The organism is Rhodococcus gordoniae, from assembly GCF_001646655.1.
In the GTDB taxonomy this organism is placed as follows: domain Bacteria; phylum Actinomycetota; class Actinomycetes; order Mycobacteriales; family Mycobacteriaceae; genus Rhodococcus; species Rhodococcus gordoniae.
In genome coordinates, this window is record NZ_LPZN01000001.1 from 1 (window position 1) to 26,132 (window position 26,132).

Below are 26,132 nucleotides of genomic sequence, written 5' to 3' on the forward strand. Positions count from 1 at the left end.
TGGGTCCACACGATCGTCGGCAGCGCTTCGGTGGTGCCCGGCGGCGTGTACACGTCGAGGAAGGCGTCGGGGTCGTCCCCCCGATACCGGAGATCTGCCACGAGGTCCGTCTCCGGCGCCTCCACCGCGAGCTTCGCCGTCAGCTCTCGTGCGTCGCGTTCGAACACCTTCCGCACCACCAGCGCTCCCGGCGCCGGCGTCACGTGTACACGCCGCCGGGCACCACCGAAGCGCTGCCGACGATCGTGTGGACCCACGGCGGCGCATGGTTGTCGGGCGACCGCACCAACTACGCCGGCTACTACCGGCGTCTGGCCGACGCGGGGTTCACCGTCGTGTCGGTCGGCTACTCGCCGGCACCCGGCCACCGCTATCCGACGCCGGTGCGGCAACTCGTCGACGCCCAGAGCTATCTGCTCGAGCACGCCGGCGAACTGCACATCGACACCGACCGGATCGTGCTCGCCGGTGATTCGGCCGGGGCGCAACTGTCCGCCCAGATCGCCGCGGCGATCACCGACACCGACTACGCCGAGGCTCTCGGTGTCGACCCGGCCTTCACCCCGGACCAGGTCCGCGGCGTGGTGCTCAATTGCGGCATCTACGACGTGTCCGCACTCGGCGGGGGCGGCGGGCTGATCGGATGGGGTGTCGAACAGGCGATGTGGGCCTACACCGGTGCTCGCGACTTCGCCTCGTCGGATGCGGCGCGGCAGATGTCGGTCCTGGACTCGGTCACCGAGAATTTCCCCGCCACCTACATCTCGGGTGGCAACGCCGATCCGCTCACCGCCACCCAGTCCGGGCCGCTGTCACGGCGGCTCACCGGGCTGGGTGTACAGGTGGATGCGTTGTTCTATCCGGACGACCACACACCGGAACTGGGACACGAGTACCAGTTCGATCTGTCCACGCCGGACGCTCGCGCTGCCCTCGAGCGGACGATCGACTTCGTCCGCAAGGTCACGACCTAGCGCGCGCGGGGATCTCGGCGACGACACGTTCGGCGAGCGGACGCGAGGAAGCCGGGTTCTGGCCCGTGTACAGGACGCGGTCGACCACGACGTACGGTTCCCACGCACCTGCGGACGAGAAGACGGCACCGGCCTCCTGGAGGCGGTCCTGCAGCAGCCAGGGCGCCTTGTCGGCCAACCCGGCCTGGACCTCCTCGATGTTCGTGAAGGACGTCAACCGGTAACCCTCGAACAACCAGCGGCCACCGGAGCCGTGGGCGGGCAGCAGGGCGGCGGGGGCGTGGCACACCATCGCCACCACCTTGTCGGCCTCGACGAAGTGCCGGACGAGTTCACCGAACCGCTCGTCGACGGCGAGATCCTCCATCGGAGCGTGGCCGCCGGGTACGAACAGCAGATCGAAGTCCTCGGCACGCTGATCCTCGAGCACTGCCGCACCGGCCAGCACCGGTTGCAGCTTCTCGAGCGATGCCTTCAGGTCGGCCACGCGGTCCTCCCCGCCGGCGGCGTCGGGTTCGAGGCTGGCCTGGTCCACGATCGGCGTGCGACCGCCGGGGGTGGCGACGGTGATGTCGTATCCGGCCTCGTCGAAGACGGTGTACGGCTCGACGAGCTCCTCCGCCCAGAATCCGGTGGGGTGGCGGGTGCCGTCCTGCAAGGTCCAATGATCGGCGGCACTGACGACGAACAGGATACGAGTCATTGTGGTTCCTTTCGGGAGAACGTAGAGGTCGCGTACCCGCTGCCGGCAGCGCCGACACAGGGCAGGGGGAACGGTCGCGGGATCCGCGAGTGAGACGACGATCGCCGGGCCCTCGAGGGACCCGGCGATCGTGTGACGGAACTGGAGAGGCGGCGGATCAGACGCCGACCACCTCCTGCGCGATCGCGGCCAGACGGGTCTGGGCCGCGGAGACCACGCCGTGTCGTGCCTTGTGTGCTTCCTCGTAGGCGACGATCGCCCGGATGTCCGCGGGCTCGGTCAATTCCTTGACCGCCGCCACGGCCTTCGGGACGGTGAGATCGTCGTAATTGCGGATCGGCAGTTCCTCCTCGGTGAGGACACCGGAGGCGGTGCGTGCCTTGTGCAGGGCGTCGGCGGCGCCGTCGGCACCTTCGCGCCGACTCACCCGTTCGGCCGTCTCGAGGGCGGCATCCCGCGAGGCGCCGATGGTCTTGGCTGCCACGTCACCGGCATGCGCGCCGCGGGAGAGCAGCGACTCGATGCGGGGCCGCGTCGAACGGGCGACGTCGATCGCACGATCGATCCCGCGCGTCGACCAGGTGACCGGCGTGTTGACCAGGCGGACTGCCGCACCGGCCGCGGCCTGCAGCGGTGTACGACGCAGGGCGGCGGGACCGCCGAGCGCTTCCTCCGCGATGACGGTGGTCAGCCACTCGACCGTGGCCGTGTGAGCGGTGATCAGGCGGTCCGCCAGCGAGACGATCGACTTGTGACCGCCCGCCGTGGCCAGGGCCTTCACGTAGCGCGCCCGATCGAGGAGTTGATGTTCGAGGGCGAGGTCCGACAACAGCGCTTCGTCGAACGGCTGCGCCTGTTCGGTGAGGGTCTTCACCATGATGGCGGCGCGACCGAGGAACGGCCCGACCACATCGGGAAGTCCGCCCAGATCGCGGATGGCTTCTTCGATCGCCACCGCACGGATGCGGCAGTTCTCGGCGTTCTCGGTCAGCTCCTTACGTACCGCTTCGGTCCGGGCCTGCGCGACACGCGTTTCGGCGACCTGGGTTTCTGCATGGGTCAGTTCGTGGAGTGTGCGCAACTGGGTGAGCAACGCGGGAGTTCGGTTCTCTGTCATCGTGCGTTCGCCTCCTTCGCACTGGAAGAGTCGGTGATCTACCGACGAATTCACATCGATCGGAAAATGATGTGACAACTGTCGGCTACCCGGGCCCCGGAGCTGTTAACGTCGATGTGATTCACAACACACTCCATGGTCGGGTTCGGTGCTGTAATGACCACTCGGCGCACGCGAGTCACTTCGGTCCCGGTTTGGACCGGTTACTCACGGGGAAACTTCGGAGCACACCTTGACGTGAGATTTCGAGGCCGGAACGAGGCGCGGTCCGCCTGATACTCCAGGCGACCGGCGACCGTGAGGCGGCCGCAAGCAGCACGAGGAAAGCGGGGACGACACGATGACCACGGCAGCACCCGTCATGCCACCGGACGTGATCAGCGCTCCGGCGACGGCCGTTCCGTCACGATCGGTCGATACTCCCGCGCCGAAGATCGATGCCTCCGTGGAGGAAGTGAAGGCTCCGGCGGAGGAGATGCCGGCTCTGCTCGAGCACCCGATCGCGGGTCTGCTGATGTTCGTCGTCCTCGCCGTCTGTGGATTCGCAGCCGCCGCGGTGGTCGCGGGATCCTTGGCGGCCGGACTCGCTCTGGCGGGTGTCGTCGGAGGAGCTGCGGCGACTCTCGTCGCTGTTCTCTGACGTGGCAGAACGACACCGGTAGGCCCGTTTCGTCCAGATCCGGGTGGGAGGATATCGTCTCCGGTCATGTCCAAGGAATTCGTTTTCACGTCCACGCTCGACCACAGCGTCGAACGCGTCCACGGCGCTTTGACCAGCGAGGACTTCTGGAACAGCCGGTTGGCTGCGAGTCAGACCGGCGCGGGGCAGCTCGAGGTCGACTCCCGCCCCGGCACCTTCCGCGCGAAGGTCTCCGACCAGATGGACACCTCGGCTCTGCCCGCGATCGTCCGGGGCGTGGTGCGAGGACCTCTGATCATCGAGCGCACCGACGAGTGGGGCGGACTCGAGGGCGGTACCGCGCAGGGAACCCTCGCCGGCAGCACGTCGGGGCTGCCGATCACGATCGCGGCCCGTTCGGAGCTGCGCGGCAACGCGGCCGGCGGCACCGAGATCGAGGTGCGGGGCGAGGCCGCCGTCAAGGTTCCTGTCGTCGGCGGGCAGATCGAAGGCCTGATCGTCCAGCTCGTGGAGAGCATCGTCCAGAACGATCGGACCGATCTCGACAAGTGGCTCGCCGAGAACTGACCCGGGGGGTCCCCTGATCGGGCCGGCTCCCGATCGACGGGAAACCACCTCCTTCCGATGCCGCCGCACCTTTCGTCGAGGTGCGGCGGCATCGTCGTTCGCGGGATCGGCCGGCGACACGCCGGGCCGGGTCCGCGGTGCGGAGTGTGACCCGGGACACCATCGGATCATGTCGATGCCGTGGCACGAGGACGGCGGCTACGCGTGGGAACGCCGCGAGGCCGGATACACCTGGGATCAGATCGGCAGCGAACTCGGTTGCCCTGCCCATGTCGCACAGAATCTGGGGGAGCGGTACCACGCCGACGTCACCGCCGAGACGGCCGAGAACCAGTTGTCACTGTTCGACCTGTCGACGGAGACGTGATCCTCTCCCGGCGAGGTTCGCCCCGCCTGTAGCCCGTCCGCCGCCCGCCGCGCCCGCGACCTGCGGCGCCGTCGCCTGTCCGGACGGTGTGATAAGCCGTACCGGACGGGAACGAGCGACGACGAGGGAGATCGACGCGTGCTGATACTGCACCGTGCCGAGCGCACCGGCATCCTTGCGGACGCGCTGGCCGAGGTGCTCGCGAAACCCCTCGACGACCCGTTCGCGAGAGAGGTCGTCGCGGTGCCCGCGCGCGGTGTCGAAAGGTGGCTCACCCAGCGGTTGTCGGGCACGCTCGGTTCCTCCGACGGCGACGGGGTGGCCGCGAACATCGACTTCCCGTCCCCGCCCCGCCTCGTCGACGAAGCACTCGCTGCCGCCTCCGGCATCGCCGCCGCCGACGACCCGTGGCACCCCTCCCGCATGCTGTGGTCGCTGCTCGGCGTGATCGACGAGTGTGTCGACGAAGCGTGGTGCGCCACTTTGGCGCGCCATCTCGGTCACGGCGCGGACGACCATCGGTCCGGGCGCCGGTACGCCACGGCCGCGCATCTCGCCCGCCTGATGCGCAGCTACGGACTCCAGCGCCCCGGGATGATCGCCCGGTGGGCGGCCGGGGAGGATGTCGACGGCACGGGTGCCCCGCTCGACGATCATCTCCGGTGGCAGGCGGAGTTGTGGCGACGTCTGCGCGCGCGCATCGGCGTCGACAGCCCGTCGCAGCGACTCGACGAACTGTGCGGCCGGTTGCGGGACGACCCGGGCGTCGTCGATCTGCCGGAGCGGCTCTCGATCTTCGGTCCCACCCGGCTCGACACCGTCCTCGTCGACGTGTTGTCCGCGCTCGGGCATCACCGCGACGTGCACATCTGGTTGCCGCACCCGAGTCCGGCGATGTGGGACGGGTCCGTCCGGCGCCCGGCGTCGATGCGCCGCGCCGACGATCACAGTGCCCTCGGGGTGCAGCATCCGTTGCTCGCCGCGCTGGGCCGCGACGTGCGCGAACTCCAAAGCCGACTCTCCGGCCTCGACTGCACCGACCTCCTGCACGCTTCGCCCCCTCCGCCGGTGACTCTCCTCGGTCGGTTGCAGGCCGATCTCCGGGACGACCGGACTCCCGTGCACGGATCGGCCGAACCCGACGGAACCGTGATGATCCATGCGTGCCACGGCCCCACCCGTCAGGTCGAAGTTCTCCGCGAGTGCCTGTTGCATCTGTTCCGCGACGACCCCACTCTCGAACCGCGCGACGTCATCGTCATGTGCCCCGATGTCGAGACGTACGCCCCACTCGTCCACGCGGCCTTCGGCGCCGGGGTGGGGGAGCATCCCGGTCACACGCTGCGGGTCCGCCTCGCCGATCGCGGTCTGCGCCGGACAGACCCGGTGCTGTCGGTGGTCTCCGGACTCCTCGCGCTCGCCGACGGCCGGGTCACCGCCAGCGAGATTCTCGACCTCGCCGCCTCGGCTCCGGTGCGCCGGAAGTTCGGATTCGACGACGATCGACTCGAGCGCCTGCAGGAGTGGACCACCGAGGCCGGTGCCCGCTGGGGCCTCGGGCCGTGGCAGCGCAAGAGCTTCGGTCTCGGCGATTTCATGCAGAACACCTTCGGTGCGGCGCTGGATCGCATCCTGCTCGGTGTCGCCGCCGACGGCACGGACGGGGAGTGGCTGTCGCTGTCGTTGCCCCTCGACGACGTCGACAGCAACGACATCGACCTAGCCGGACGGTTCGCCGAGTTCATCGACCGGTTGACGGTGGTTCTGCTCCGGTTGCGCGGACCGCACCCCGCGGCGCGGTGGGCGGACGAACTCGGTTACGGCATCGACCTTCTCACCGATGTCCCCGCGGCCGACGCATGGCAGCTCACGCGCGCGCGTCGCGAGATCGGCGAGGCCGTCGAGCATGCCGGCGACACGCAGTTGTCCCTGAGCGATGTCCGGTCCATGCTCGCCTCCCGGCTCGCGGGGCGCCCGACGCGCTCGAACTTCCGGACGGGCGAACTCACGGTGTGCACCATGGTGCCGATGCGCTCGGTGCCGCATCGCGTCGTGGTGCTCCTCGGTCTCGACGACGACGTCTTCCCGCGCTCGGCGCACATCGACGGCGACGATGTCCTGACCCAGAATCCCTGTGTGGGAGAACGCGATCCGCGCAGCGAGGATCGGCAGCTACTCCTCGACGCACTGATGGCAGCGGAGGAGCGGGTGTTGCTGTTCCACACCGGTGCCGACGCCGTCACCGGAGCACTGCGCCCACCGGCGATTCCGCTCACGGAGGTGCGCGACGTGGTGGCGACGATGACCGGCGTCGAGGTCGACGACGACCGGATCGTGCGGCGTCATCCGTTGCAGCCGTTCGATCCGCGCAACTTCCGTGCCGACGACCCGTTCGGCTTCGGTGTCACCGCACTGGCGGGAGCGCGTGCCGGACAGGGCGGTTCGGAGGTGCGAGACCGATCGGGTGCGCTGCTCCTCGACGATCTTCCGGCCCCGGCGCGCACCGATGTCGATCTCGACGAGCTCGTCGCCTTCCTGACACATCCCACCCAGGGATTCCTCCGGCAGCGGCTCGGCTTGCGGATTCCCGACACCGACGAGGGCATCGCCGACGCGCTCGACGTCGAACTCGACGGTCTCGCGCAGTGGCAGCTGGGCGACCGCATGCTCGAAGCGCGGTTGGCGGGCATGTCCGCGGGGGCCTTCCAGGACGCGGAGTGGCGTCGCGGCACGCTGCCGCCCTTCGCGCTCGGCCGGAAGACCCTCGACGCGGTGAGCGACAACGTCGAACGTCTCGTGCACGCCTGTGCCGGGGTGCACACCGGCCGGGCCCGCACCGTCGACATCCGTGTGGATCTCGGCGACGGGCGTCGGCTCACCGGCACGGTGGGCGGTGTTCACGACGAGGTACTCGCCCGCAGTACGTACTCCAAGCTGTCGCCGAAACATCGCCTGGAAGCGTGGATCCGATTGCTCGCCGTCGTCGCATCGGGCCATCCGGGGCACTGGCGCGCGGTGACCACCGGACGCAGCCGGTCGCGGTCGTATCCGGCCTGGCGCTCGACCCTCCGTGCCCCGGACGACGCCGTCGAGGTGCTCACCGCACTGGTCGATCTGCGCGACCGCGGACTGTGCCGGCCGCTGCCGCTGGTGACGGGCACCTCGGCCGAGTACGCCGAGCGCCGCCACCGCGGCGATTCCGTGGAGATGGCGCTGTCGGCGGCCTCGAAGTCGTTCGGCGGCGCGTTCGGCGACAGGAAGGACCGGCACGTGAGGTATCTGTACGGGCCCGACGTGACGATAGGGCAGCTCACCGCCGACGCCCCGGCCGGTGCCGAGGCCGGCTGGTTCGACGACCCCACCCGTTTCGGTGTGCTCGCCCGGCGGTTGTGGGAGCCTCTGCTCGCCTCCGAGAACCAGGGGCGCCCGTGAGAGAAGGGACGCCCGTGAGAGAAGGACACAGCGTGCCCGACAGTGCCATCACCGATCCGCGAGCGGTGGGCGGTCCGCCGCCGGAAGGTTTCGATCTGCTCGGGCCGCTCCCGAGCGGTACGACCGTGCTCGAGGCCAGTGCGGGAACAGGCAAGACGTACGCCATCGTGGGGCTCGCCACCCGGTTCGTCGCCGAAGGGCACGCCCGTTTGTCCGACCTGCTGCTCGTCACGTTCAGCCGGGCCGCCACGCAGGAACTCCGCGAACGCACGCGGAACCGGTTCGCGCAGGTCGCCACGGCTCTCGCCGATCCCGGCAGTGCGCGGCTCAGCAGCGACGTGCTCGTCCGTCACCTCGCGAGCGAGGACGTCGACGCGCGGCGGGCCCGACTGCGACAGGCATTGTCCGACTTCGATTCCGGCACCATCTCCACCACGCACGGCTTCTGCCGCCGCATGCTCGACGAGCTCGGGATCGCCGGGGAGCGCGAACCCGACGTGACGGTCGTGGAGGACGTCGACGACCTGCGGGTGGACGTCGTTGCCGATCTCTACCTGCAGCGCTACGGCCGGGGGCAGGCTCCCATCACCTACGCCGAGGCGGCAGTCGCCGCGAAGGAGGCGATCTTCGATCCGCAGGCCGAGCTCGCCCCGAGCGACGCCGACGGCACCGCGGCCGGCGAACGCGTCGAGTTCGCGCATGCTGTCCGGAAAGAGGTCGAACGACGCAAGCGACGGCTGGGTCTGCGCGACTTCGACGACCAGCTGTCCTTGCTCCACGCGGTCCTCGGCGATCCCGAGCACGGCGACGCCGCCTGCCGGCGGATGCGTACGCGTTTCTCCGTCGTCCTCGTCGACGAGTTCCAGGACACCGACCCGAAGCAGTGGGAGATCCTGCGCCGGGCGTTCCACGGGCACAGCACACTCGTGCTCGTCGGCGACCCGAAGCAGGCCATCTACGCGTTCCGCGGTGCGGAAGTGCTCAGCTATCTCGACGCGGTCTCCGAATCCGACACCTACTGCGAGCTGACCACCAACTGGCGCAGCGACGGCGATCTGGTCCGGGCGCTCGAACATGTCCATCTCGGCGCCGCGCTCGGTGATCCCCGCATCGTGGTGAACCCGGTGAAAGCCGCTGCGGCCGAGTCCCGGCTCTCGGGCATCGCGCCCCTGCGGGTACGTCATCTGCCTCGCGCCGGCGCCGGTCCGCTCAACGACTGGGGTTTCCCTCAGAACCTCGACGGCCTCCGCGGGCGGGTCGCCCGCGACGTCGCGGCCGACATCGTGCGCCTGCTCGACGACGAGAACGTCACGGTCGACCTCGGTGCCGGGCCGAAACGCGTGCAACCCGGCCACATCGCCGTCCTGGTGCGCAAGCACAAGCAGGTGGCGCTGGTCCACGACGCGCTGACGAAGGCGAACGTGCCGTGCGTGGTCGCCGGTGGCACGAGTGTGTTCGCCACACCGTCCGCGCAGCACTGGTTGTGGGTGCTCTACGCGCTCGAACAGCCCCACCGCGCCGACCGGGTCCGACTCGCGGCGCTCACCCCGCTGCTCGGCCGCACGATGGCCGACATCGATTCGGAGGGCGAAGCGCTGGTCGTGGAGGTCGGCGGACTGCTCCGCGAACTGAACGACGTCTACGCCCGCTCCGGTTTCGCCGCCGTCTTCGAACGGCTCGCGTCCTTCGGTTCGGTGGAAGCCCGCCTTCTCGACGAACCGTCCGGGGAACGCACCCTCACCGACATCCGTCACGTCGCACAGCTGCTCGAGGACGTCGCCTCTGCGCAGTCGCTGGGTCCGGCCGCCCTCACCCGCTGGCTCGAGGATCGCATCAACGATCCCGACCGCGGTGGGGCCGACCGGATCCGACGCCTCGACAGCGACGCCGCGGCGGTCCAGATCCTCACCGTGCACGGCAGCAAGGGACTCGAGTTCCCCGTCGTCCACGTCCCGTACGGGTGGGATGCCGCGAAGAACCCCGAACCCGACAAGCTGCTGCTGCACGAGAACGGGCGCCGCATCCTCGATGTGGGCGGCAAGAGCGGACCCGGCTACGTCGCGCGGCGCCGCCTGCACGAACTCGAGGAGGCCGGGGAGGAACTGCGCCTGTTGTACGTGGCGGTGACGCGTGCGCAGTGTGCGCTGACCCTCTGGTGGGCACCGTCCACCCCCACCTCTCGGTCGCCGCTGCACCGGTTGCTGTTCGCTCGCGAGCCCGGTTCGGCGGAGATCGCCGCGGAAGGCCGGATCGGCCACGACGAGGCCATGGCCGAGGAGTTCGACAGGTGGGCCGCGCGCGCCGATGGGGTCATCGCCGCCGAAGCGGTGGGGCCGCATCCGATTCCGGTGCTGCGCTGGACCCGCCCCCGCGTGGAGACCGGACCGCTCGCCGCCGCCCGCTTCGATCGGGTCGTCGACGAAAGTTGGCGCCGGACTTCCTATTCGGCGCTCACCGCCTCGGTGCACGATGCGCCCGGGATGGGTAGCGAAGTCGAAGAGCCGGTGACGACCGACGAGCCGGGTGAGCCTCCATTGAGCGCCGAACCGGGGGACGCAGGCATTCCGTCGCCGATGAACGGCCTGCCCGGCGGCACGGTGTTCGGCACGTTGGTGCACGCGGTCCTCGAAGTCGTCGACACTTCGGCCGCCGATCTCGAGGCCGAACTGCTCGACTGCTGCCGCGAGACGGTGCGCCGCCAGATGTCGCCGATCGATCCCGCGCAGCTCGCGGCGGCGTTGCTCCCGGTGATGCGCACCCCGCTCGGGCCGCTCGGCCGGACCCTCGCCGACTTCGCCCCGTCCGACCGGCTCTCCGAACTCGACTTCGAGTTGCCGCTGACGGGAGGCGAGCGCCCGGTGCCCGTCACCGTCACCCTCGACGCGGTCGGCGGACTGTTGCGGCGGCACCTGCCCGCCGACGATCCGATGGCGGCCTACGCCGATCCGGTGCGCGCCCTCGAACCCGTGCCGCTGCGGGGTTATCTCAACGGCAGCATCGACGCCGTACTGCGTACCGAGGGGCCGCGATTCGTCGTCGTCGACTACAAGACCAACCGGCTCGCGGCCGTCGACGAGCTGACCACCGCCCACTACACCCGCGAGGCGATGGCGGCGGAGATGCTCCGTGCCCACTATCCGATGCAGGCCTTGCTCTATTCGGTTGCCCTGCACCGTTATCTGCGGTGGCGGATGCACAACTACGATCCGCACGTCCACCTCGGTGGCGTGCAGTATCTGTTCGTCCGCGGCATGGCCGGGCCGGACAGCCCACCCGGCAGTGGGGTGTTCGACTGGCATCCGCCGGCCGATCTCGTCACCGACCTGTCCGACCTTCTCGCCGGAAAGGCCGTGATCTCGTGATCGAGTCCATGACCGACGTTCGGATCGCTCAGCGCGGCAAGGGTGTTCTGCGGCAGTTCAACGAGGTGGGCGCACTCTCCGCCGCCGACGTGCACGTCGCTCTGCGACTCGCGACGCTCGGCGGCGAGGACGACCCGCACGTGCATCTCGCCACCGCACTGGCGGTGCGTGCCGTCCGGTCCGGATCGGTGTGCCTCGACCTCACCCGGCTCCGCGAGGTCACCGTCGAGGAGGACGAGGACGGGCACCCCGTCGTCGATCCCGCGAGCCTGCCGTGGCCCCGCGACGAGGACGTGCTCGCGGCGTTGCGGCGCAGTCCCCTCGTGGTCGGCGGCGAGCGCGGGCCGCTGCGTCCGCTGCGCCTCGTCGACACCGCGGAAGGCCCGCTGCTCTATCTCGACCGGTATTTCCGGCAGGAACAGACGATCCGCCGGGTACTCGCCGAGCGCACGGCGACCTTCCCCGACCTCGACGAAGAGCGGATCGCGGCCACACTCGACGAGTTGTTCCATCACCCCGACGATCCCGCCAGGCCCGCACCGGCACCCGACCGTCAGCGCGTCGCGGCGGCGCTCGCGGTCACCCGGCCGACCACGGTGATCGCCGGCGGACCTGGCACCGGCAAGACCCACACGGTCGCACGGATCCTCGCGCTGCTCACCCGTCTGTACGGGCACGACCTTCGTATCGGTCTCGCTGCTCCCACCGGAAAGGCCGCCGCGCGCTTGCAGGAGTCGGTGCGCGAGCAGGAGGCGGAACTGGGTCTGCCGTCGAATCTCACGGCCATGACCGTGCACCGGATGCTCGGCTGGCAGCGCGGACGTACGCGCTTCCGTTACCACACGGGCAACCATCTGCCGTACGACGTGATCGTCGTCGACGAGACGTCGATGGTGTCGCTGACGATGATGTGCCGTGTGCTCGAGGCGGTGCGGCCCGACACCCGGCTGGTGCTGGTGGGCGACCCCGATCAGCTCGCGTCCGTCGACGCGGGTGCGGTGCTGGCCGACCTGGTGGCCCGGCCCGTGACGGGCACACTCGACCCGGTCTTCGAGCGGATCGTCATCCGCGATCTGGTGGCGGAGGGGGATCCTGCCGAAGAAAAGGGCTTCTCGGACAAGGAGCGCGACCGGTTGCGTGGCGGCGTCGTGCGCCTCAGCCGGGGACGCCGGTTCGGTGGTGCGATCGCGGATCTGGCGGTGGCCGTCCGCAAAGGGAACGGCGACGAGGTGCTCGACATCCTGCGCAGCGGCGACCCGCACGTCTCGTTCGTTCCTCCCCACGACCTCGACGCTCTGCGCGACGACATCGTCCGGTCCGCGGAGGAGGTCACCAAGGCCGCGGAGACGGGCGAGGTGAAGACGGCGCTGACACGGTTCGAGGAACACCGGTTGCTGTGCGCGCACCGCGACGGTCCGGCCGGTGTGCAGTGGTGGGCGCGGCAGGCCGCCGAGTGGATCGGCGAGGCTGCGGGACAGCATCTCGACCCCGAGGGGTGGTATCCCGGCAGGCCCCTGCTCGTCACCGCCAACGACCACGACATGCAGATCTACAACGGCGACACCGGCGTGGTGGTGCGGCGCGGCGACGAACTCGTGGCGGCATTCGCGCGCGGCGAGACGCCGTTCGAACTGCGCCCGAGCCAGTTACCCGCGGTGAGCACCGTCTACGCGATGACGATCCACCGCAGCCAGGGCAGTCAGTACGGCACTGTGTCGGTGGTGTTGCCCGATTCCGGATCGGCGCTGCTCACTCGCGAACTGCTGTACACCGCCATCACGCGGGCGCGGTCGCACGTGCGGATCATCGGGACCGAGGACGCGGTACGCGCGGGTGTGGCCCGGCAGGTGCTCCGAGCGAGTGGGCTGCGGCGGGCGATCGACGTGTAGCCGATCGTCAGCGGTCGTCGGCGTCGGCACCGGACCGGGTGAGCACGAGACCGGTCCCGCCGATCCCGATGAGGCTGATCGCCAACGCCACGGACGGCCAGCCCTCGGTCTGCCAGTACACGTCTTCGAGGGTGATGAGCAGGGCTGCTTCGTCGACGATCAGGGCGAGGGCCACACCGAGGGCGAGACCCATCCAGGTCCGCGTCTTCGGCGACCGGTCGACCATGCCGTAGATCGCCACGCCGGCGAGCAGCAGGATGCCCCACAGGTAGTGGTGGAGGTGTACCCCGCCGGTGCTGATGTCGCCGAAACCCCTCGTGTCGATCTGAATGAGCCAGGTCACGAGGCGGGCACCGCCGAAGGTCACCGTGAAGGCCAGCCAGGCAAGGACGATCCCGCGGCGCGACGGATCTATCTGACTCCATCGCCGCGGAATCGAGATACGGGATCGGGTACCGTCCGATTCGTTAGATTTGCTCACTATTCCTGTCTACACCGCACGGCTTCGCGAGTCCGTCTCCACCACCGGACCGGACGTGGCATGCTCGAATCGGCGCGCACGACAGAGGACGAACGAGCCGAGCGATGGACTGGCTGGACGCGGACGGGTACACGATCGGGAGGCTGCTGGTCACCCGCGGACTCGCGGCGTTGTACGCCGTCGCCTTCCTCGCGGCGCTCCTGCAGTTCCGGGCGCTGATCGGGGAGCGCGGCATCCTTCCCGCCCCGCGCTTCCTCGCTCTCACGTCGTTCCGGCAGTCGCCGAGCCTGTTCCACTGGAGATACTCCGACGGGCTGTTCACCGCCGTCGCCGTGGTCGGTTTCGCGCTGGCCGTGGTGACGGTGCTCGGTGTCACCGAGCAGTTACCGCTCGTGGTCTGCATGCTCGTGTGGTTCGTGATGTGGCTGCTGTACCTGTCGATCGTCAACGTGGGGCAGGTCTGGTACTCCTTCGGATGGGAGTCGCTGCTGCTCGAGGCCGGGGTGCTCGCGATCTTCCTCGGCAATGCCGATACCGCGCCGCCGCTGCTCGTGTTGATCCTGCTGTGCTGGTTGCTGTTCCGGCTCGAATTCGGTGCCGGACTCATCAAGATGCGCGGCGACCGGTGCTGGCGCGACCTGACGTGCCTGTACTACCACCACGAAACCCAGCCGATGCCCGGCCCGTTCAGCCGGTACTTCCACCTTCTTCCGCGGCCGATGCACAGGGCGGAGGTGGCAGGCAACCACGTCACCCAGCTCGTCGTGCCGTTCGGGTTGTTCCTGCCGCAACCGGTCGCCGGGATCGCCGCGCTGATCATGATCGTGACGCAGCTGTGGCTCGTGATCAGCGGCAACTTCGCGTGGCTCAACTGGATCACCATCGTCGTCGCGCTGTCGGTGGTGCCCGACAGCTTCTACGGGATACCGGTCGACGCGACGACGACCTACGGTCCGACCCCCATCGCATACACCGTCGCCGTGGTGGCGCTGACCGTGCTGGTCGCGGGGCTCAGCTACTGGCCGGTGGCGAACATGATGTCGCGTCGGCAGGCGATGAACGCCTCGTTCAACAAGTGGCACTTCGTGAACACCTACGGCGCTTTCGGCACCGTCACCCGCACCCGGCGCGAGGTGATCGTCGAAGGCACATCCGATGCGGTCGTGACGCCGGCGACGGAATGGCGCGAGTACGAGTTCAAGGGCAAGCCGGGTGATGTGCGGCGGCGCCCACGCCAGTACGCGCCGTATCACCTGCGTCTGGACTGGCTGATGTGGTTCGCGGGAATCTCCCGCGACTACGCGGCGGGCTGGTTCCCCAGGTTCGCCGGGAAACTGCTCGAGAACGATCCCGCCATCGTGAAACTGCTCCGGCACAATCCGTTTCCGGACGAGCCGCCCCGGCTGGTGCGAGCACGCCTGTTCCGCTACCGCTTCGCGACGCGCGCGGAACGACGGGCGACGGGGCAGTGGTGGATGCGGGAGGAGGTCGGCGACTTCATGATGCCGATGGCCCGGCACGACCTGCCCTGACCACGGCCCTCGCGATCACCAGACCTCGCCGCCGATGTCCGACACGGTGAATCCGTGCTCGTCCGTCTCGCAGGTGACACCCGTCTTCTCGTCGACGACGCAGGTGAACGGATCGACTGTGAGGGTGCGGCCGTAGGGCAGTGTCTTGGGGGCGCCACCGAACTCCATGAACGAGATCTCGCCGATGCCGACCCACTCGCCGGGGCCGTCCGCCGCGAGCATCAGGGCGTTGGCGGGCACCAGCATGTCCGGCGCACCACTGCCGGGGACCCGGGGCGCACTCGCCGGCATATCGCCCTGGCAGCCCGCGAGTGGGCTGGTGTGGACGAGGATGGCACACCCGAACCTGCCGCTCTCCGAGGTGAAGTAGTACACGCCGTCGGACGTGGCGGCGTAGTCGTCGGGATCGGCCGGCTTCGGCGCGGGGGTGGTCGTCGTCGACGGTGCCGACGACGTGGCAGTGGCGCGTGGTGCCCCGGTGGGTGTTTCGGACGCGATGGCTTCACCCTCGATGCTCCGCGAACAGCCCACCACGACGAGTGCCGCACCTGCGACGGCGACGAAGCTGACGAAGCGCGCCCGGCCACTGATCATGCGGGGCAGCATAACCGGCATCGAGATCGACGCAAGTTTCGTTCCTTCTGCTCGCCCACAGAGATCCTTGCGTCGCCGGGTCAGTCGCCCACCCGCTCTCCGGTCTCGGTGTGGAACAGGTGCACCGTACCTTCGCGCTTGCGCAGGTGCACGGTGTCGGCGAGACGGGCGGGGGTGCGGACCAGAGCACGCGCGACCACCTGGTTTCCGGTTCCCGGCACCCGCGTGTACAGGTACGACTCGCTGCCGAGTTCCTCGACGAGCTCGACGACGGCTTCGACGCCCTCGTCGGCGATCTCGAAGTCTTCCGGCCGGATTCCGGCGGTGACCTCCTCGATGCCCGCTGAGTGCAGTCGCGCGATGCGTGCGCGTTCGACGGGAATGACGGTGTTACCCACGACGACACCGTCGTCGACGACCTTCGCCGTGAGCAGATTCATCGACGGGGAGCCGATGAACCCGGCGACGAAGGCGTTGGCGGGGCGGTCATAGAGTTCGGTCGGGCTCGAGAACTGCTGCAGCACTCCGTTCTTCAGGACCGCGACGCGATCGCCCATGGTCATCGCCTCCACCTGATCGTGGGTGACGTACACGGTGGTGGTGCCGAGACGGCGCTGCAGTGCCGCGATCTCGGTGCGGGTCTGCACGCGCAGTTTCGCATCGAGGTTCGACAGTGGCTCGTCCATGCAGAACACCTGAGGCTCACGCACGATCGCGCGTCCCATCGCCACGCGCTGACGCTGACCACCTGACAGCTTGGCCGGCTTGCGGTCGAGGAAAGGGGTGAGGTCCAGGATCTTCGCTGCCTCCTCGACCTTGCGGCGACGTTCGTCCGCGCTCACCCCGCGCATCTTCAGGGCGAATCCCATGTTCTCGGCGACCGTCTTGTTGGGATACAGGGCGTAGTTCTGGAAGACCATCGCGATGTCGCGGTCCTTCGACGGCACGCCGGTCATGTCCTTGCCACCGATGGAGATCGACCCCTCGTCGATGTCCTCGAGTCCCGCGAGCATGCGCAGCGCGGTGCTCTTGCCGGAGCCGGACGGCCCGACGAGGACCACGAACTCGCCGTCCTCGATGTCGAGGTTCAGCGAATCGACCGCGAAGGTGTCGGAGTTCTCGTAGATGCACGAGGCGTTGCGGTAGGTGATGTCGGCCATGAGGGAAGTCCTTGCTGGTAGCGGGAATCGGGTCTACTTGATGGCGCCGAACGACAATCCGCGCACGAGCTTGTTCTGGGCGAGCCAGCCCGCGAGCACGACGGGCAGGGCCGCCATCGTCGCGGCCGCGGACAGCCGTGCCCAGTACAGCCCCTCACCGGTGATGAAGCCGACGAGGAAGACCGGGATCGTCTGTGCCTGAACGGCGGTGAGGTTGACGGCGAAGAAGAACTCGTTCCACGAGAAGATCACGCAGATCAGGGCGGTGGCGGCGATGCCGGGGGAGACCAGGGGCAGGATCAGCTCCCGCACCGATGTCCACAGGCTCGCTCCGTCCATGCTCGCCGCCTCGAGCAGCTCACCCGGGACCTCGAGGAAGAACGATCGCATCATCCACACCGCGATCGGCAGGTTCATCGCGGTGTAGAGGATGATCAGCGCCCAGATATTGTCGAGAAGGCCGATATTCGCGACGATCACGTACAGCGGGATGATCGCGGCGACGATGGGCAGCATCTTCGTGCTGATGAAGAAGAACAGCACGTCCTGGGTCTTCTTCACCGGTCGCAGCGACAGCGCGAAGGCCGCCGGCACACCGAGCAGGAGGACCAGGGCCGTCGAGACGACGGTGGCGAACGCCGAGTTGAGCAGGGCCGTGCCGACTCCCGTCTCGAACACCGCCCGGAACTGGTCGAGAGTGGGGGTGAAGAAGAGTTTCGGTGGGTCGGAGTAGGCGTCGGCCTCCTGCTTGAAGGCGGTGAGCACCATCCAGAAGACCGGGAAGAAGAATCCGATGGCGGCGATCCACGCGACCACACCCCACGGATTCATCTTGCGGTTCTTGCGTTTCCGGGCCGTGCGCATGGCACGGCCGGTAGGCGCCGTGGTGTCCGAAGCCTGCGGCTGCGTGGCCGTGGTGCTCATGCCGCTTCCTCCTTGCCGGTGAACGATGTGAAGATCAGGCGCAGTGCGAAGGTGGCGATGACGATCGTGCCGACGACGACCACGACACCCATCGCCGCGGCCTGGCCGATGTCGAAGCCGAGGAACGCGCGCTGGTAGATGTAGAACGGGAGGTTGGCGCTGGCAGTGCCGGGGCCGCCCTGCGTCATCATGTAGATGGCGTCGAACGTGTTGACCAGGTAGATCGCGCCGAGAACGGTGCCGAGTTCGATGAACCGGCGCAGGTGCGGCAGCGTCAGTTCGCGGAACAGGGAGAACGCCCCGGCGCCGTCCACCCGCCCGGCCTCGAGGATGTCGCGGGGCATGGACTGCAGGCCGGCGAGGATGAGCAGCATCATGAACGGCGTCCACTGCCACACGAGTGCGACCATCACCGCCGGCAGCGGGAACCGGCTGATCCAGTCCACCTCGCCCACCCCGAAGGGTGAGAGCACGAAGTCGACGATGCCGAAGACGGGATCGAACATCGACGTCTTCCAGATCAGCGCGCTCGCCACCGGCGTGACGAGGAACGGGGTGATCAACAACGTCCGCGCGATACCGCGCCCGAGGAACGCCCGGTCGAGCAGCAACGCGAGCAGCAGACCGAGGATCGCCGAGATGAGGACGGTGCCGACGATGAGGATGACGGTGTTGAGGGTGACCTGCCAGAACTGGCTGTCCTGGAAGACATCGACGTAGTTCTGGAGTCCGACGAACCGGCGAGAGCCGGGACTGACGAGGTTCCACGACTGGGTCGAGTAGTACAACGTGAACAGGAACGGGATCTGCGTGACCACGATCGTGAAGATCAGGGCCGGGAGCAGGGGTCCGCGTCGGCGCCATCCCTCGGCTCGGGAGACGCCCTCTTCCTTCGCCTCCCGTACGGCGCGGATTCGGTCGTCGGCGTCCGGTGCGGGACGCTGCGCTGCAGGTGCGGTCATTGCTTCTCCCGGTAGGTTGCGCCGACGGCCTCGGCGTACTTCTGTGCCTGGTCGAGAGCTTCCTCGACGGTCTGCCGTCCGGCGATGGCGGCGCTGATCTGCTGGCTGACCCGGGTACCGAGGTCCTGGAACTCGGGGATGGCCACGAATTGGATGCCCGTGTACGGGACGGGGTCGACCGTGGGGTTCTGCTGGTCGGCTCCCTCGATGGATTCGAGGGTGATCGGACCGTAGGCCGCGGCGGCCTCGGCGTATTCGGGGATCTCGTAGGTCGAGAGCCTGCTGCCCGGAGGCACGCGCTCCCAGCCGAGTTGCTCACCGACAGTGCGCAGGTACTGCTGGTCGGTCATCCACGAGATGAACTTCCAGGCATCCTCGGTGTGCTCGCTGCCGGCGGGGATACCGAGCGACCACGTGTACAGCCAGCCGGAGGGGTCCTTCTCCCGGACCGGTGCGGCCGCGTACCCGATCTTCCCGACGACATTGCTCGACGCGGGATCCTCGAGGGTCGAGACGGCCGAGGTGGAGTCGTACCACATGGCGACCCGCCCCTGCGCGAGTTGTGTTGCGCACTCGCTGAACCCGCTCGTCGCAGCACCGGGCTGGCCGTGCTCGCGGACGAGATCGACGTAGAACTGCACCGCTTCACGTACCTCGGGGCTGTTCAGCTGTGCATTCCAATCCTCGTCGAACCACCGTCCGCCGAAGGTGTTGATGACGGTGTCGAGCGGAGCGAGCAGCTCGCCCCAGCCGGGCTTGCCGCGCAGGCAGATCCCGTTGATGTCGGGGCTGTCGAGTCGTGCTGCGGCGTCGGCGACCTCGTTCCAGGTCGGCGGATCGGACAGCGTGATACCGGCCTGCTCGAACAGATCCTTGCGGTACATCAGGAACGACGATTCGCCGTAGAAGGGGACCGAGTACAGGTCGCCTTCGTACGAGAGTGCTTCACGCAGCGACGGGATGATGTCGTCGGCGTCGTAGCCGTCGGTCCGCTCGATGTACGGCGACAGGTTCGTGAGCCAGCCGTACTCCGCCCACTGGGGCGTCTCGTAGTTGCTGATCATCACGACGTCGAACTCGCCGCCGCCCATCGCCGTGGATGCGGTGATCTTGGCACGGGCCTGGTTCTCGGAGAGGGTGACGAACTTCAGGTCGATATCGGGATTCTCGGCCTCGAACTGCGACGCGAGTTGCTGTGCGTCCTGCATCTGGGAGTTCGACACCATCGCGATGGTGACGGTGCGGCCGGACGTACCGATCGATCCTGCACCGGCACAACCGGTCAGTGCAACGCTCAGGGCCACGGCCCCTGCCGAGGCCGCGCGGATGGTTCTTCTTGCTGTAGGCACGATGGTCTACCTCATTTCGGTGGTGCCTCGCCCTTCGTGGTGCCGTTCTCGAGGGTGTGGTCGGGATGGTCGAGCAGGTACTGGGCGCAGGCGATGTCGCAGACGAGCATGGTGGCGAGACCGCCGCGGAGAGCACCGAGCACCGCACGGTGCTTGGACTGCCCGCCGGTGACGAGAATTGTTGCGGGGCAGTCGCGGACGTCGTCGAGGGGCACCGACATCGTGCGGGTCTCCAGTTCGCCGTGCACGGGGGTGCCGTCGGCACGGAAGAACCGGCCGCCGATCTCCCCGACCGCGCCGAGACCGTCGAGCTCGTGGAGCATCGTGGTGTCGAGGAAGCTGCCCTCGAACAGGGTGGTCGAGGTCGACACCGCGCCCACACCGAAGATCATCACCTCGGCGCGGCGGCCGACCTCGAGGGTGCGGGAGATCAGCGAGTCGGCGCGCATCGAGGAGACCGTGGACGGATCGGCGTACAACGGGGTGGGAAGCCGGAGGGGTTGCGCCCGAAGCTGTTCGGCGCAGCGGCCGAGGACGAACTCGGTGCCGGTCTGGTAGGCGCTCGTGGAGATGGAGCCGTCGAGCTGCACGATCGTCGCGCAGGTGGCGACGCCCGCCGGGAGAGCCTGTGCCACGGCGACGGTCTCCGGCCCCCAGGTGAATCCGAGGGTGTCGGAGGGGCGGAGGCGCCGGGTGAGCAGGCCGGCGGCGGCGCGCCCCAGGCCGGCGAAACTCGCGGAATCCTCGATGGGGCCGGCGTCGTCGACGCGGCGCCCCACGACGACGGCCTCGACGAGTCCGTAGCGCTCCTCGAGTGCCTGTTCGGTCTCGGCGTGCAGATCGTCGCGCCAGGTGGGTGGCACGGTGACCTCGATGCGCACGAGGCCCTGGGCGCGGGCGCGCGCCACGAGGCGGCCGGCGGTGGGGCGGGAGACGCCGAGACGCTGGGCCACTTCCGCCTGGGTGAGGCCGTCGAGGTAGTAGAGCGTCGCGGCCCGCACGGCGAGACGGAGATCCTCGGTGGATACCGGGATCTCCGCGTCCGGGTTGTGGGTGGGGCCGGGGGCGGTCACGAGCTCTCCTCGGTGCGAGCGGGTCTCTGCTGCGGACGGGCTTCGGGTCTCGATCCGTGAGCATCTGCTCAAGGGTGCGTGCATCTGCTCAGTACGTTAGCATCGCAGTGTGACCCACACAACAGTTCGTCCGGCGCTCCCGGACACGATGCGTGCCGCGGTCCTTCTCGAGCCGGGCCGCATCGAGATGGAGGAGCGCCCGCTACCTGCGCCGGAGCCCGGCGACGTCCTCGTCCGGGTGACCACCGTGGGGGTGTGCGGATCGGACGCGCACTACTACCGCGAAGGGCGGATCGGGGAGTTCGTCGTGACCGCCCCGATCGTGCTCGGTCACGAGGCCGCCGGAGTCGTGGTCGCGGTGGGGGACGGTGTTCCGGTGGGCCGGATCGGCGAGCGGGTCTCGATCGAGCCGCAGCGTCCCGACCCGCTCACCGAGGAGACGCGACGCGGCGACTACAACCTGTGCCCGCACATGCGCTTCTACGCCACCCCGCCCGTGGACGGCGCGCTGTGCGAGTACGTCACCATCGGGGCCGCCTTCGCGCATCCGGTTCCCGACACCGTGTCGGACGACGCAGCCGCCCTGTGCGAACCGCTGTCGGTCGGTATCGCCGCGGTCCGCAAGGCCCGCGTCACCGCCGGCTCCCGCGTCCTCGTCACCGGCGCCGGACCCGTCGGCATCGTCATCGCCCAGGTCGCCCGCGCCTTCGGTGCGGTCGAGGTCGTCGTCACCGACCTCGACGAACGACGACGCGAGACCGCACTGTCGTTCGGGGCGAGCGCTGCGCTCGACCCCCGCGTCGACGACCCGTCGGCCCTGCGGGTGGACGCCTACATCGACGCGTCCGGCGCCCCCGCCGCCGTCGATTCGGGTATCCGCGCGGTCCGTCCCGGCGGCACCGTCGTCCTCGTCGGATCCGGCGCCGAGACGATGACCCTGCCGGTGCAGCTCGTCCAGAACCGCGAACTGATCCTGACCGGCGTGTTCCGCTACGCGAACACGTGGCCGACCGCGCTCGCACTCGTCGGGTCGGGCCGGGTCGATCTCGACTCGATGGTCACCGCCCGGTTTCCCCTCGACAAGACCGCCGACGCGCTCGAATCCGATCGGACACCCGGAAACATCAAGGCCGTCGTGGACGTGACCGATCCGGCAGGAAAGGACCGAAGACCATGCGTGTGAGTGAGCAGACGCTCCCCGAGCTGGGCGTGCCCGTCCCGAGCTACCGGCGCGATGACGTCTCCGTCGGCATCGTGCACTTCGGTGTGGGCGGATTCCACCGCGCGCACCAGGCGATGTACGTCGACCGGCTCCTCGAACAGGGGAAGGCGAAGGAATGGGGTATCTGCGGCGTCGGGGTGCTCCCCGGTGATCGCCGCATGCAGGAGGCGCTCGCCGCGCAGGACCACCTGTACACGCTGGTGCTCACCCATCCCGACGGCACGTGGGAGCCGCGGGTGATCGGCTCGATCGTCGACTATCGCTACGCCCCCGACGATCCCGAAGCCGTCGTCGAGCTCCTCGCGGCCCCGAGCACCCGGATCATCTCGCTGACCGTCACCGAGGGCGGTTACAACATCCGTCACGACACCGGCGAGTTCGACGTCGACGATCCGGCCGTGCAACACGATCTGCGGTCCGGTGAACCCCCGACCACCGTCTTCGGTCTCGTCACCGAAGCTCTCGCCCGGCGCCGGGAGCGGGGGCTGCGCGCCCCGACGGTGATGTCGTGCGACAACATCGAGGGCAACGGAGCCGTCGCGCGCCGCGTCTTCACCGAATACGCGCGCCTTCTCGATCCGGACCTCGCGGAGTGGATCTCCGAGCACGTCCGCTTCCCCAACTCCATGGTCGACCGGATCACCCCGGTGACCACCGACGAGGTGGTCTCGGCGCTGTCCGAACGCTTCGACGTGCAGGACCGCTGGCCGGTCGCCGCCGAATCCTTCACCTCGTGGGTCCTCGAGGAGGCCTTCGCCGACGGGCGACCGCCTCTCGAGGATGTGGGGGTGCAGATCGTCGATGACGTCGCTCCCTACGAGCTGATGAAGTTGCGTCTGCTCAACGCGGGTCACCAGGGACTCTGCTATTTCGCGTATCTCATGGGATACCGGCTCGTCCACGAGGCTGCACAGGATCCGCTCCTCGCCGGGTTCGTGCGCGCCTACATGGACACCGAGGCGACGCCCACCCTCGAACCGGTGCCGGGTATCGATCTCGACGAGTACAAGACCACCCTCATCGAGAGGTTCGCGAACCCCGAGATCCGGGACACCATCGCACGGTTGTGCGCCGAATCGTCCGACCGCATCCCGAAGTGGCTGGTGCCGGTGATCCGGGAGAATCTCGCCACCGGTGGTCACGTGCAGTTGTCCGCGGCGATCGTCGCCTCATGGGCGCGCTACGCCGAAGGCGTCGACGAGCAGGGGGAACCGATCGAGGTGGTCGACCGACTCGCCGATACGCTCGTCCCGATCGCGCGACGACAACTCACGCATCCCACCGCTTTCATCGAGAACACCGAGGTTTTCGGTGATCTCGCGCAGAACCATCGCTTCGTCGATGCGTACACCTGGGCGCTCGACGCCCTGCACAACGACGGCGCCCGCGCCACCCTGAAGGAACTTCCGGGAGAGCCGGAATGAACGGCCACGCCCTCGTCGTCGGTGAAGCCCTCGTCGACATCGTCCACCGCGGCGGTGCCGAACCCGTCGAGCATGTCGGCGGGAGCCCGCTCAACGTCGCACTGGGTCTCGGGCGACTCGGCCGGCCCGTGCGGTTCACGACACGCGTCGGCACCGACGCCCGCGGGCGGCGGATCGTCGACCACCTCGCGGCCTCCGGTGTGTCGCTGACACCGGGGAGCGCGGCAGCCGAGCGCACGGCGACCGCGCAGGCGGAGATCGACGAGAAGGGTTCCGCGAAGTACGAATTCGACATCGTCTGGGATCCCGTCGAGCCACCTCCGTCGGTGGACGCCGTGCTCGTGCACACCGGATCCATCGCGACGGTGCTCGAACCGGGCTGTGACCTCGTCGCCGAACTCGTTGCGCAGCAGTCGACGGCGTCCACGGTGAGCTTCGATCCGAACGTCCGCCCGGCGCTGATCGACGACCCGGCGCGCGGACGGGCACGTATCGAACGCCTCGTCTCGCTCGCCGATGTCGTCAAGGCCAGCGACGAGGATCTGCGGTGGTTCGCGCCCGATCGTGACCCTGTCGACACCGCACGGGAGTGGCTCTCGCGAGGACCGGCGATCGTCGCGGTGACCCGCGGCGAGCACGGTGCGGTGGCGCTGTGCGCGGCCGGAACCGTCGAGGTACCCGCCGTGCGGGTCGAGGTGGTCGACACGGTCGGGGCCGGTGACGCCTTCACCACCGGTCTGCTCGACGGATTGTGGACCTGCGGCCTCCTCGGCGCCGACCGGCGGGAACGCTTGCGCGGCATCGGCCTCGGTGAACTGCGCGACGTGCTCGACACCGCGGCGTGGACGTCCGGCCTGACCGTTGCGCGCGCCGGCGCCGACCTGCCCACGCTGGCCGATCGCACCGCGGCCCGGGAGGCAGCGCGATGACGCTCGTCGCCGGGATCGACTCGTCCACCCAGTCGTGCAAGGTCGTCGTGTGCGAGGCCGACACCGGAGCCGTCGTGCGCGAGGGTCGCGCTCCGCATCCGCCCGGTACCGCGGTCGACCCGCTGGAGTGGCGCGCCGCTTTCGAACGGGCGTGTTCCGAAGCGGGAGGACTCGACGACGTCGCGGCGATCTCGGTGGGAGCGCAGCAGCACGGCATGGTGTGCCTCGACGCCGGCGGCGACGTGGTCCGCGACGCGCTGCTGTGGAACGACACGCGATCCGCCACGGCAGCAGTCGATCTCGTCGTCGAAGCCGGCGGCGCGGCCGTGTGGGCCGACGCCGTCGGAGTGGTGCCGCTCGCAGCCGTCACCGTGGCGAAGGCCCGCTGGCTCGCCGACCACGAACCCGGCAACGCCGATCGCACTGCGGCACTGTGCCTGCCGCACGACTGGCTGACGTGGACGATGCGCACCGACCGCGATCTCGACCGGCTGATCACCGACCGCAGCGACGCGAGCGGCACCGGTTATTTCGACGCCTCCACGAACACCTACCGCCACGAGCTGCTCGAACTGGCCCTGCGTCGACCGAGCCCCCTCCTTCCGCGGGTCGCCGGGCCGGCCGAGCGCGTCGGTGAGACGAGTTCCGGCGCCCTCCTCGGGCCGGGTGCCGGCGACAATGCCGCGGGCGCGCTCGCCCTCGGTGTCCGTGAGGGCGACGTGGTCGTCTCGATCGGCACGTCGGGAGTGGTGTGCGCGGTGTCCTCCACTCCGGCCCGCGACGCGGACGGGTACGTCGCCGGTTTCGCCGACGCGACCGGCAGGCACCTGCCGCTGGTGTGCACGCTCAACGGTGCTCGCGTGCTGGACGCCACGGCGACGATGCTCGGCGTCGACCATGCCGAGCTCACTCGCCTCGCGCTCTCGGCGCCGCCCGGGAGTGAGGGGCTGGTGCTGATCCCGTATCTCGAAGGGGAGCGCACCCCGAACCGTCCCGGAGCGACGGGTGCCCTGCACGGACTCCGGCTCGGCACGGCGACCCCGGCGCATCTCGCCCGGGCGGCCTTCGAAGGTCTGTTGTGTTCGCTCGCCGACGGCATCGACCACATCCGGGTGCAGGGCACCGAGGTCCGCCGGGTGCTGCTCGTCGGGGGAGGCGCGCGCTCGCGGGCGGTGTGCGAGCTGGCGCCGGCCGTGCTCGGCGTGCCCGTCGACGTGCCCGAACCGGGGGAGTACGTGGCGCGGGGCGCCGCCAGGCAGGCAGCGTGGGTGCTGCGCGGAGGCGACGAGCCCCCGGCGTGGGAATCCGGCGCGACACGCCGCTACGAGGCCGACCCGACCCCGCACGTGCGGGAGCGCTACGCGGAGGTGCGGGACCTGACGGACGGTTCGGACATCGCCCTGGAATCACGCTCGGTGGGATGAGAACACT

At 69.1% G+C, this 26,132-nt stretch carries 20 protein-coding genes and 2 pseudogenes; 12 read left to right on the forward strand and 10 right to left on the reverse strand.

Going from position 1 to position 26,132, the window contains the following annotated elements; genetic code table 11:
- A pseudogene (locus A8G18_RS00005) lies at window positions 1–203 on the reverse strand (alpha/beta hydrolase); the annotation flags it as partial.
- On the opposite strand from A8G18_RS00005, the pseudogene A8G18_RS00010 reads away from it, so the two are divergent.
- Window positions 204–974 (forward strand): annotated as a pseudogene (locus A8G18_RS00010) (alpha/beta hydrolase); the annotation flags it as partial. It abuts the pseudogene before it with no gap.
- Here A8G18_RS00010 and A8G18_RS00015 read toward each other — a convergent pair.
- Window positions 964–1,677: a type 1 glutamine amidotransferase domain-containing protein gene (locus tag A8G18_RS00015; protein ID WP_064062234.1), complete on the reverse strand. Its 714-nt coding sequence runs from the start codon at window positions 1,675–1,677 to the stop codon at window positions 964–966. The pseudogene A8G18_RS00010 and the gene A8G18_RS00015 sit on opposite strands and share 11 nt — an antisense overlap.
- Window positions 1,678–1,834: 157 nt before the next feature.
- Window positions 1,835–2,794, reverse strand: coding sequence for a hypothetical protein (locus tag A8G18_RS00020; protein WP_064062291.1), 960 nt, complete (start codon window positions 2,792–2,794; stop codon window positions 1,835–1,837).
- 340 nt (window positions 2,795–3,134) lie between these two features.
- Here A8G18_RS00020 and A8G18_RS00025 point away from each other — a divergent pair, with 340 nt between their 5' ends.
- The 6 genes from A8G18_RS00025 to recD all read left to right on the forward strand — a co-directional run bounded on the left by A8G18_RS00025 (window position 3,135) and on the right by recD (window position 13,051).
- Complete coding sequence (locus A8G18_RS00025) at window positions 3,135–3,434, forward strand: hypothetical protein (protein WP_064062235.1); 300 nt, start codon at window positions 3,135–3,137, stop codon at window positions 3,432–3,434.
- Window positions 3,435–3,500: 66 nt separating this feature from the next.
- Complete coding sequence (locus A8G18_RS00030; protein ID WP_064062236.1) at window positions 3,501–4,001, forward strand: DUF2505 domain-containing protein; 501 nt, start codon at window positions 3,501–3,503, stop codon at window positions 3,999–4,001.
- A 169-nt stretch (window positions 4,002–4,170) separates the two neighbouring features.
- Complete coding sequence (locus tag A8G18_RS00035) at window positions 4,171–4,368, forward strand: hypothetical protein (RefSeq protein WP_064062237.1); 198 nt, start codon at window positions 4,171–4,173, stop codon at window positions 4,366–4,368.
- A gap of 138 nt (window positions 4,369–4,506) precedes the next feature.
- Entirely contained in the window at window positions 4,507–7,800 is a 3,294-nt protein-coding gene (recC, locus tag A8G18_RS00040) for an exodeoxyribonuclease V subunit gamma (protein ID WP_064062238.1), read from the forward strand.
- A gap of 32 nt (window positions 7,801–7,832) precedes the next feature.
- Entirely contained in the window at window positions 7,833–11,162 is a 3,330-nt protein-coding gene (locus A8G18_RS00045) for a UvrD-helicase domain-containing protein (RefSeq protein WP_064062239.1), read from the forward strand.
- A gap of 8 nt (window positions 11,163–11,170) precedes the next feature.
- Window positions 11,171–13,051: an exodeoxyribonuclease V subunit alpha gene (gene recD / locus A8G18_RS00050; protein ID WP_064062292.1), complete on the forward strand. Its 1,881-nt coding sequence runs from the start codon at window positions 11,171–11,173 to the stop codon at window positions 13,049–13,051.
- Window positions 13,052–13,058: 7 nt separating this feature from the next.
- Here recD and A8G18_RS00055 read toward each other — a convergent pair whose 3' ends face one another.
- Window positions 13,059–13,532 carry a hypothetical protein gene (locus tag A8G18_RS00055; RefSeq protein ID WP_172506087.1) on the reverse strand — a complete coding sequence of 158 codons (474 nt, stop codon included), beginning with the start codon at window positions 13,530–13,532 and terminating at the stop codon, window positions 13,059–13,061.
- A 104-nt stretch (window positions 13,533–13,636) separates the two neighbouring features.
- Between A8G18_RS00055 and A8G18_RS00060 the strand changes: the two genes are divergently transcribed.
- Entirely contained in the window at window positions 13,637–15,064 is a 1,428-nt protein-coding gene (locus A8G18_RS00060; RefSeq protein ID WP_064062241.1) for a lipase maturation factor family protein, read from the forward strand.
- Window positions 15,065–15,079: 15 nt separating this feature from the next.
- Here the strand turns inward: A8G18_RS00060 and A8G18_RS00065 are convergent, their stop codons facing one another.
- The 6 genes from A8G18_RS00065 to A8G18_RS00090 form a co-directional block, all read right to left on the reverse strand.
- Window positions 15,080–15,658, reverse strand: coding sequence for a hypothetical protein (locus A8G18_RS00065; protein WP_245207747.1), 579 nt, complete (start codon window positions 15,656–15,658; stop codon window positions 15,080–15,082).
- A gap of 80 nt (window positions 15,659–15,738) precedes the next feature.
- Entirely contained in the window at window positions 15,739–16,818 is a 1,080-nt protein-coding gene (locus tag A8G18_RS00070) for an ABC transporter ATP-binding protein (protein ID WP_064062243.1), read from the reverse strand.
- 33 nt (window positions 16,819–16,851) lie between these two features.
- On the reverse strand, window positions 16,852–17,742 hold the full coding sequence (locus A8G18_RS00075; protein ID WP_064062244.1) for a carbohydrate ABC transporter permease: 891 nt from the start codon (window positions 17,740–17,742) through the stop codon (window positions 16,852–16,854).
- The gene (locus A8G18_RS00080; protein WP_064062245.1) at window positions 17,739–18,704 is read right to left on the reverse strand and encodes a carbohydrate ABC transporter permease; all 966 of its coding nucleotides are present in this window, start codon (window positions 18,702–18,704) and stop codon (window positions 17,739–17,741) included. The genes A8G18_RS00075 and A8G18_RS00080 overlap by 4 nt, the downstream gene beginning before the upstream one ends.
- Window positions 18,701–20,053, reverse strand: a complete 1,353-nt coding sequence (locus A8G18_RS00085) for an ABC transporter substrate-binding protein (RefSeq protein ID WP_245207748.1) — start codon at window positions 20,051–20,053, stop codon at window positions 18,701–18,703. Before A8G18_RS00085 ends, A8G18_RS00080 begins: the two co-directional genes overlap by 4 nt.
- Window positions 20,054–20,064: 11 nt before the next feature.
- The gene (locus tag A8G18_RS00090; RefSeq protein WP_064062246.1) at window positions 20,065–21,126 is read right to left on the reverse strand and encodes a sugar-binding transcriptional regulator; all 1,062 of its coding nucleotides are present in this window, start codon (window positions 21,124–21,126) and stop codon (window positions 20,065–20,067) included.
- Window positions 21,127–21,274: 148 nt separating this feature from the next.
- Here A8G18_RS00090 and A8G18_RS00095 point away from each other — a divergent pair, with 148 nt between their 5' ends.
- From A8G18_RS00095 to A8G18_RS00110, 4 genes are read left to right on the forward strand one after another with little or no spacing between them, the layout of a single operon-like run.
- On the forward strand, window positions 21,275–22,309 hold the full coding sequence (locus A8G18_RS00095) for an NAD(P)-dependent alcohol dehydrogenase (protein WP_064062247.1): 1,035 nt from the start codon (window positions 21,275–21,277) through the stop codon (window positions 22,307–22,309).
- On the forward strand, window positions 22,300–23,772 hold the full coding sequence (locus tag A8G18_RS00100; protein ID WP_064062248.1) for a mannitol dehydrogenase family protein: 1,473 nt from the start codon (window positions 22,300–22,302) through the stop codon (window positions 23,770–23,772). Before A8G18_RS00095 ends, A8G18_RS00100 begins: the two co-directional genes overlap by 10 nt.
- Window positions 23,769–24,701: a carbohydrate kinase family protein gene (locus A8G18_RS00105; protein WP_064062249.1), complete on the forward strand. Its 933-nt coding sequence runs from the start codon at window positions 23,769–23,771 to the stop codon at window positions 24,699–24,701. The genes A8G18_RS00100 and A8G18_RS00105 overlap by 4 nt, the downstream gene beginning before the upstream one ends.
- Window positions 24,698–26,125, forward strand: coding sequence for a xylulokinase (locus A8G18_RS00110; RefSeq protein ID WP_064062250.1), 1,428 nt, complete (start codon window positions 24,698–24,700; stop codon window positions 26,123–26,125). The genes A8G18_RS00105 and A8G18_RS00110 overlap by 4 nt, the downstream gene beginning before the upstream one ends.
- Window positions 26,126–26,132 lie beyond the last annotated feature (7 nt).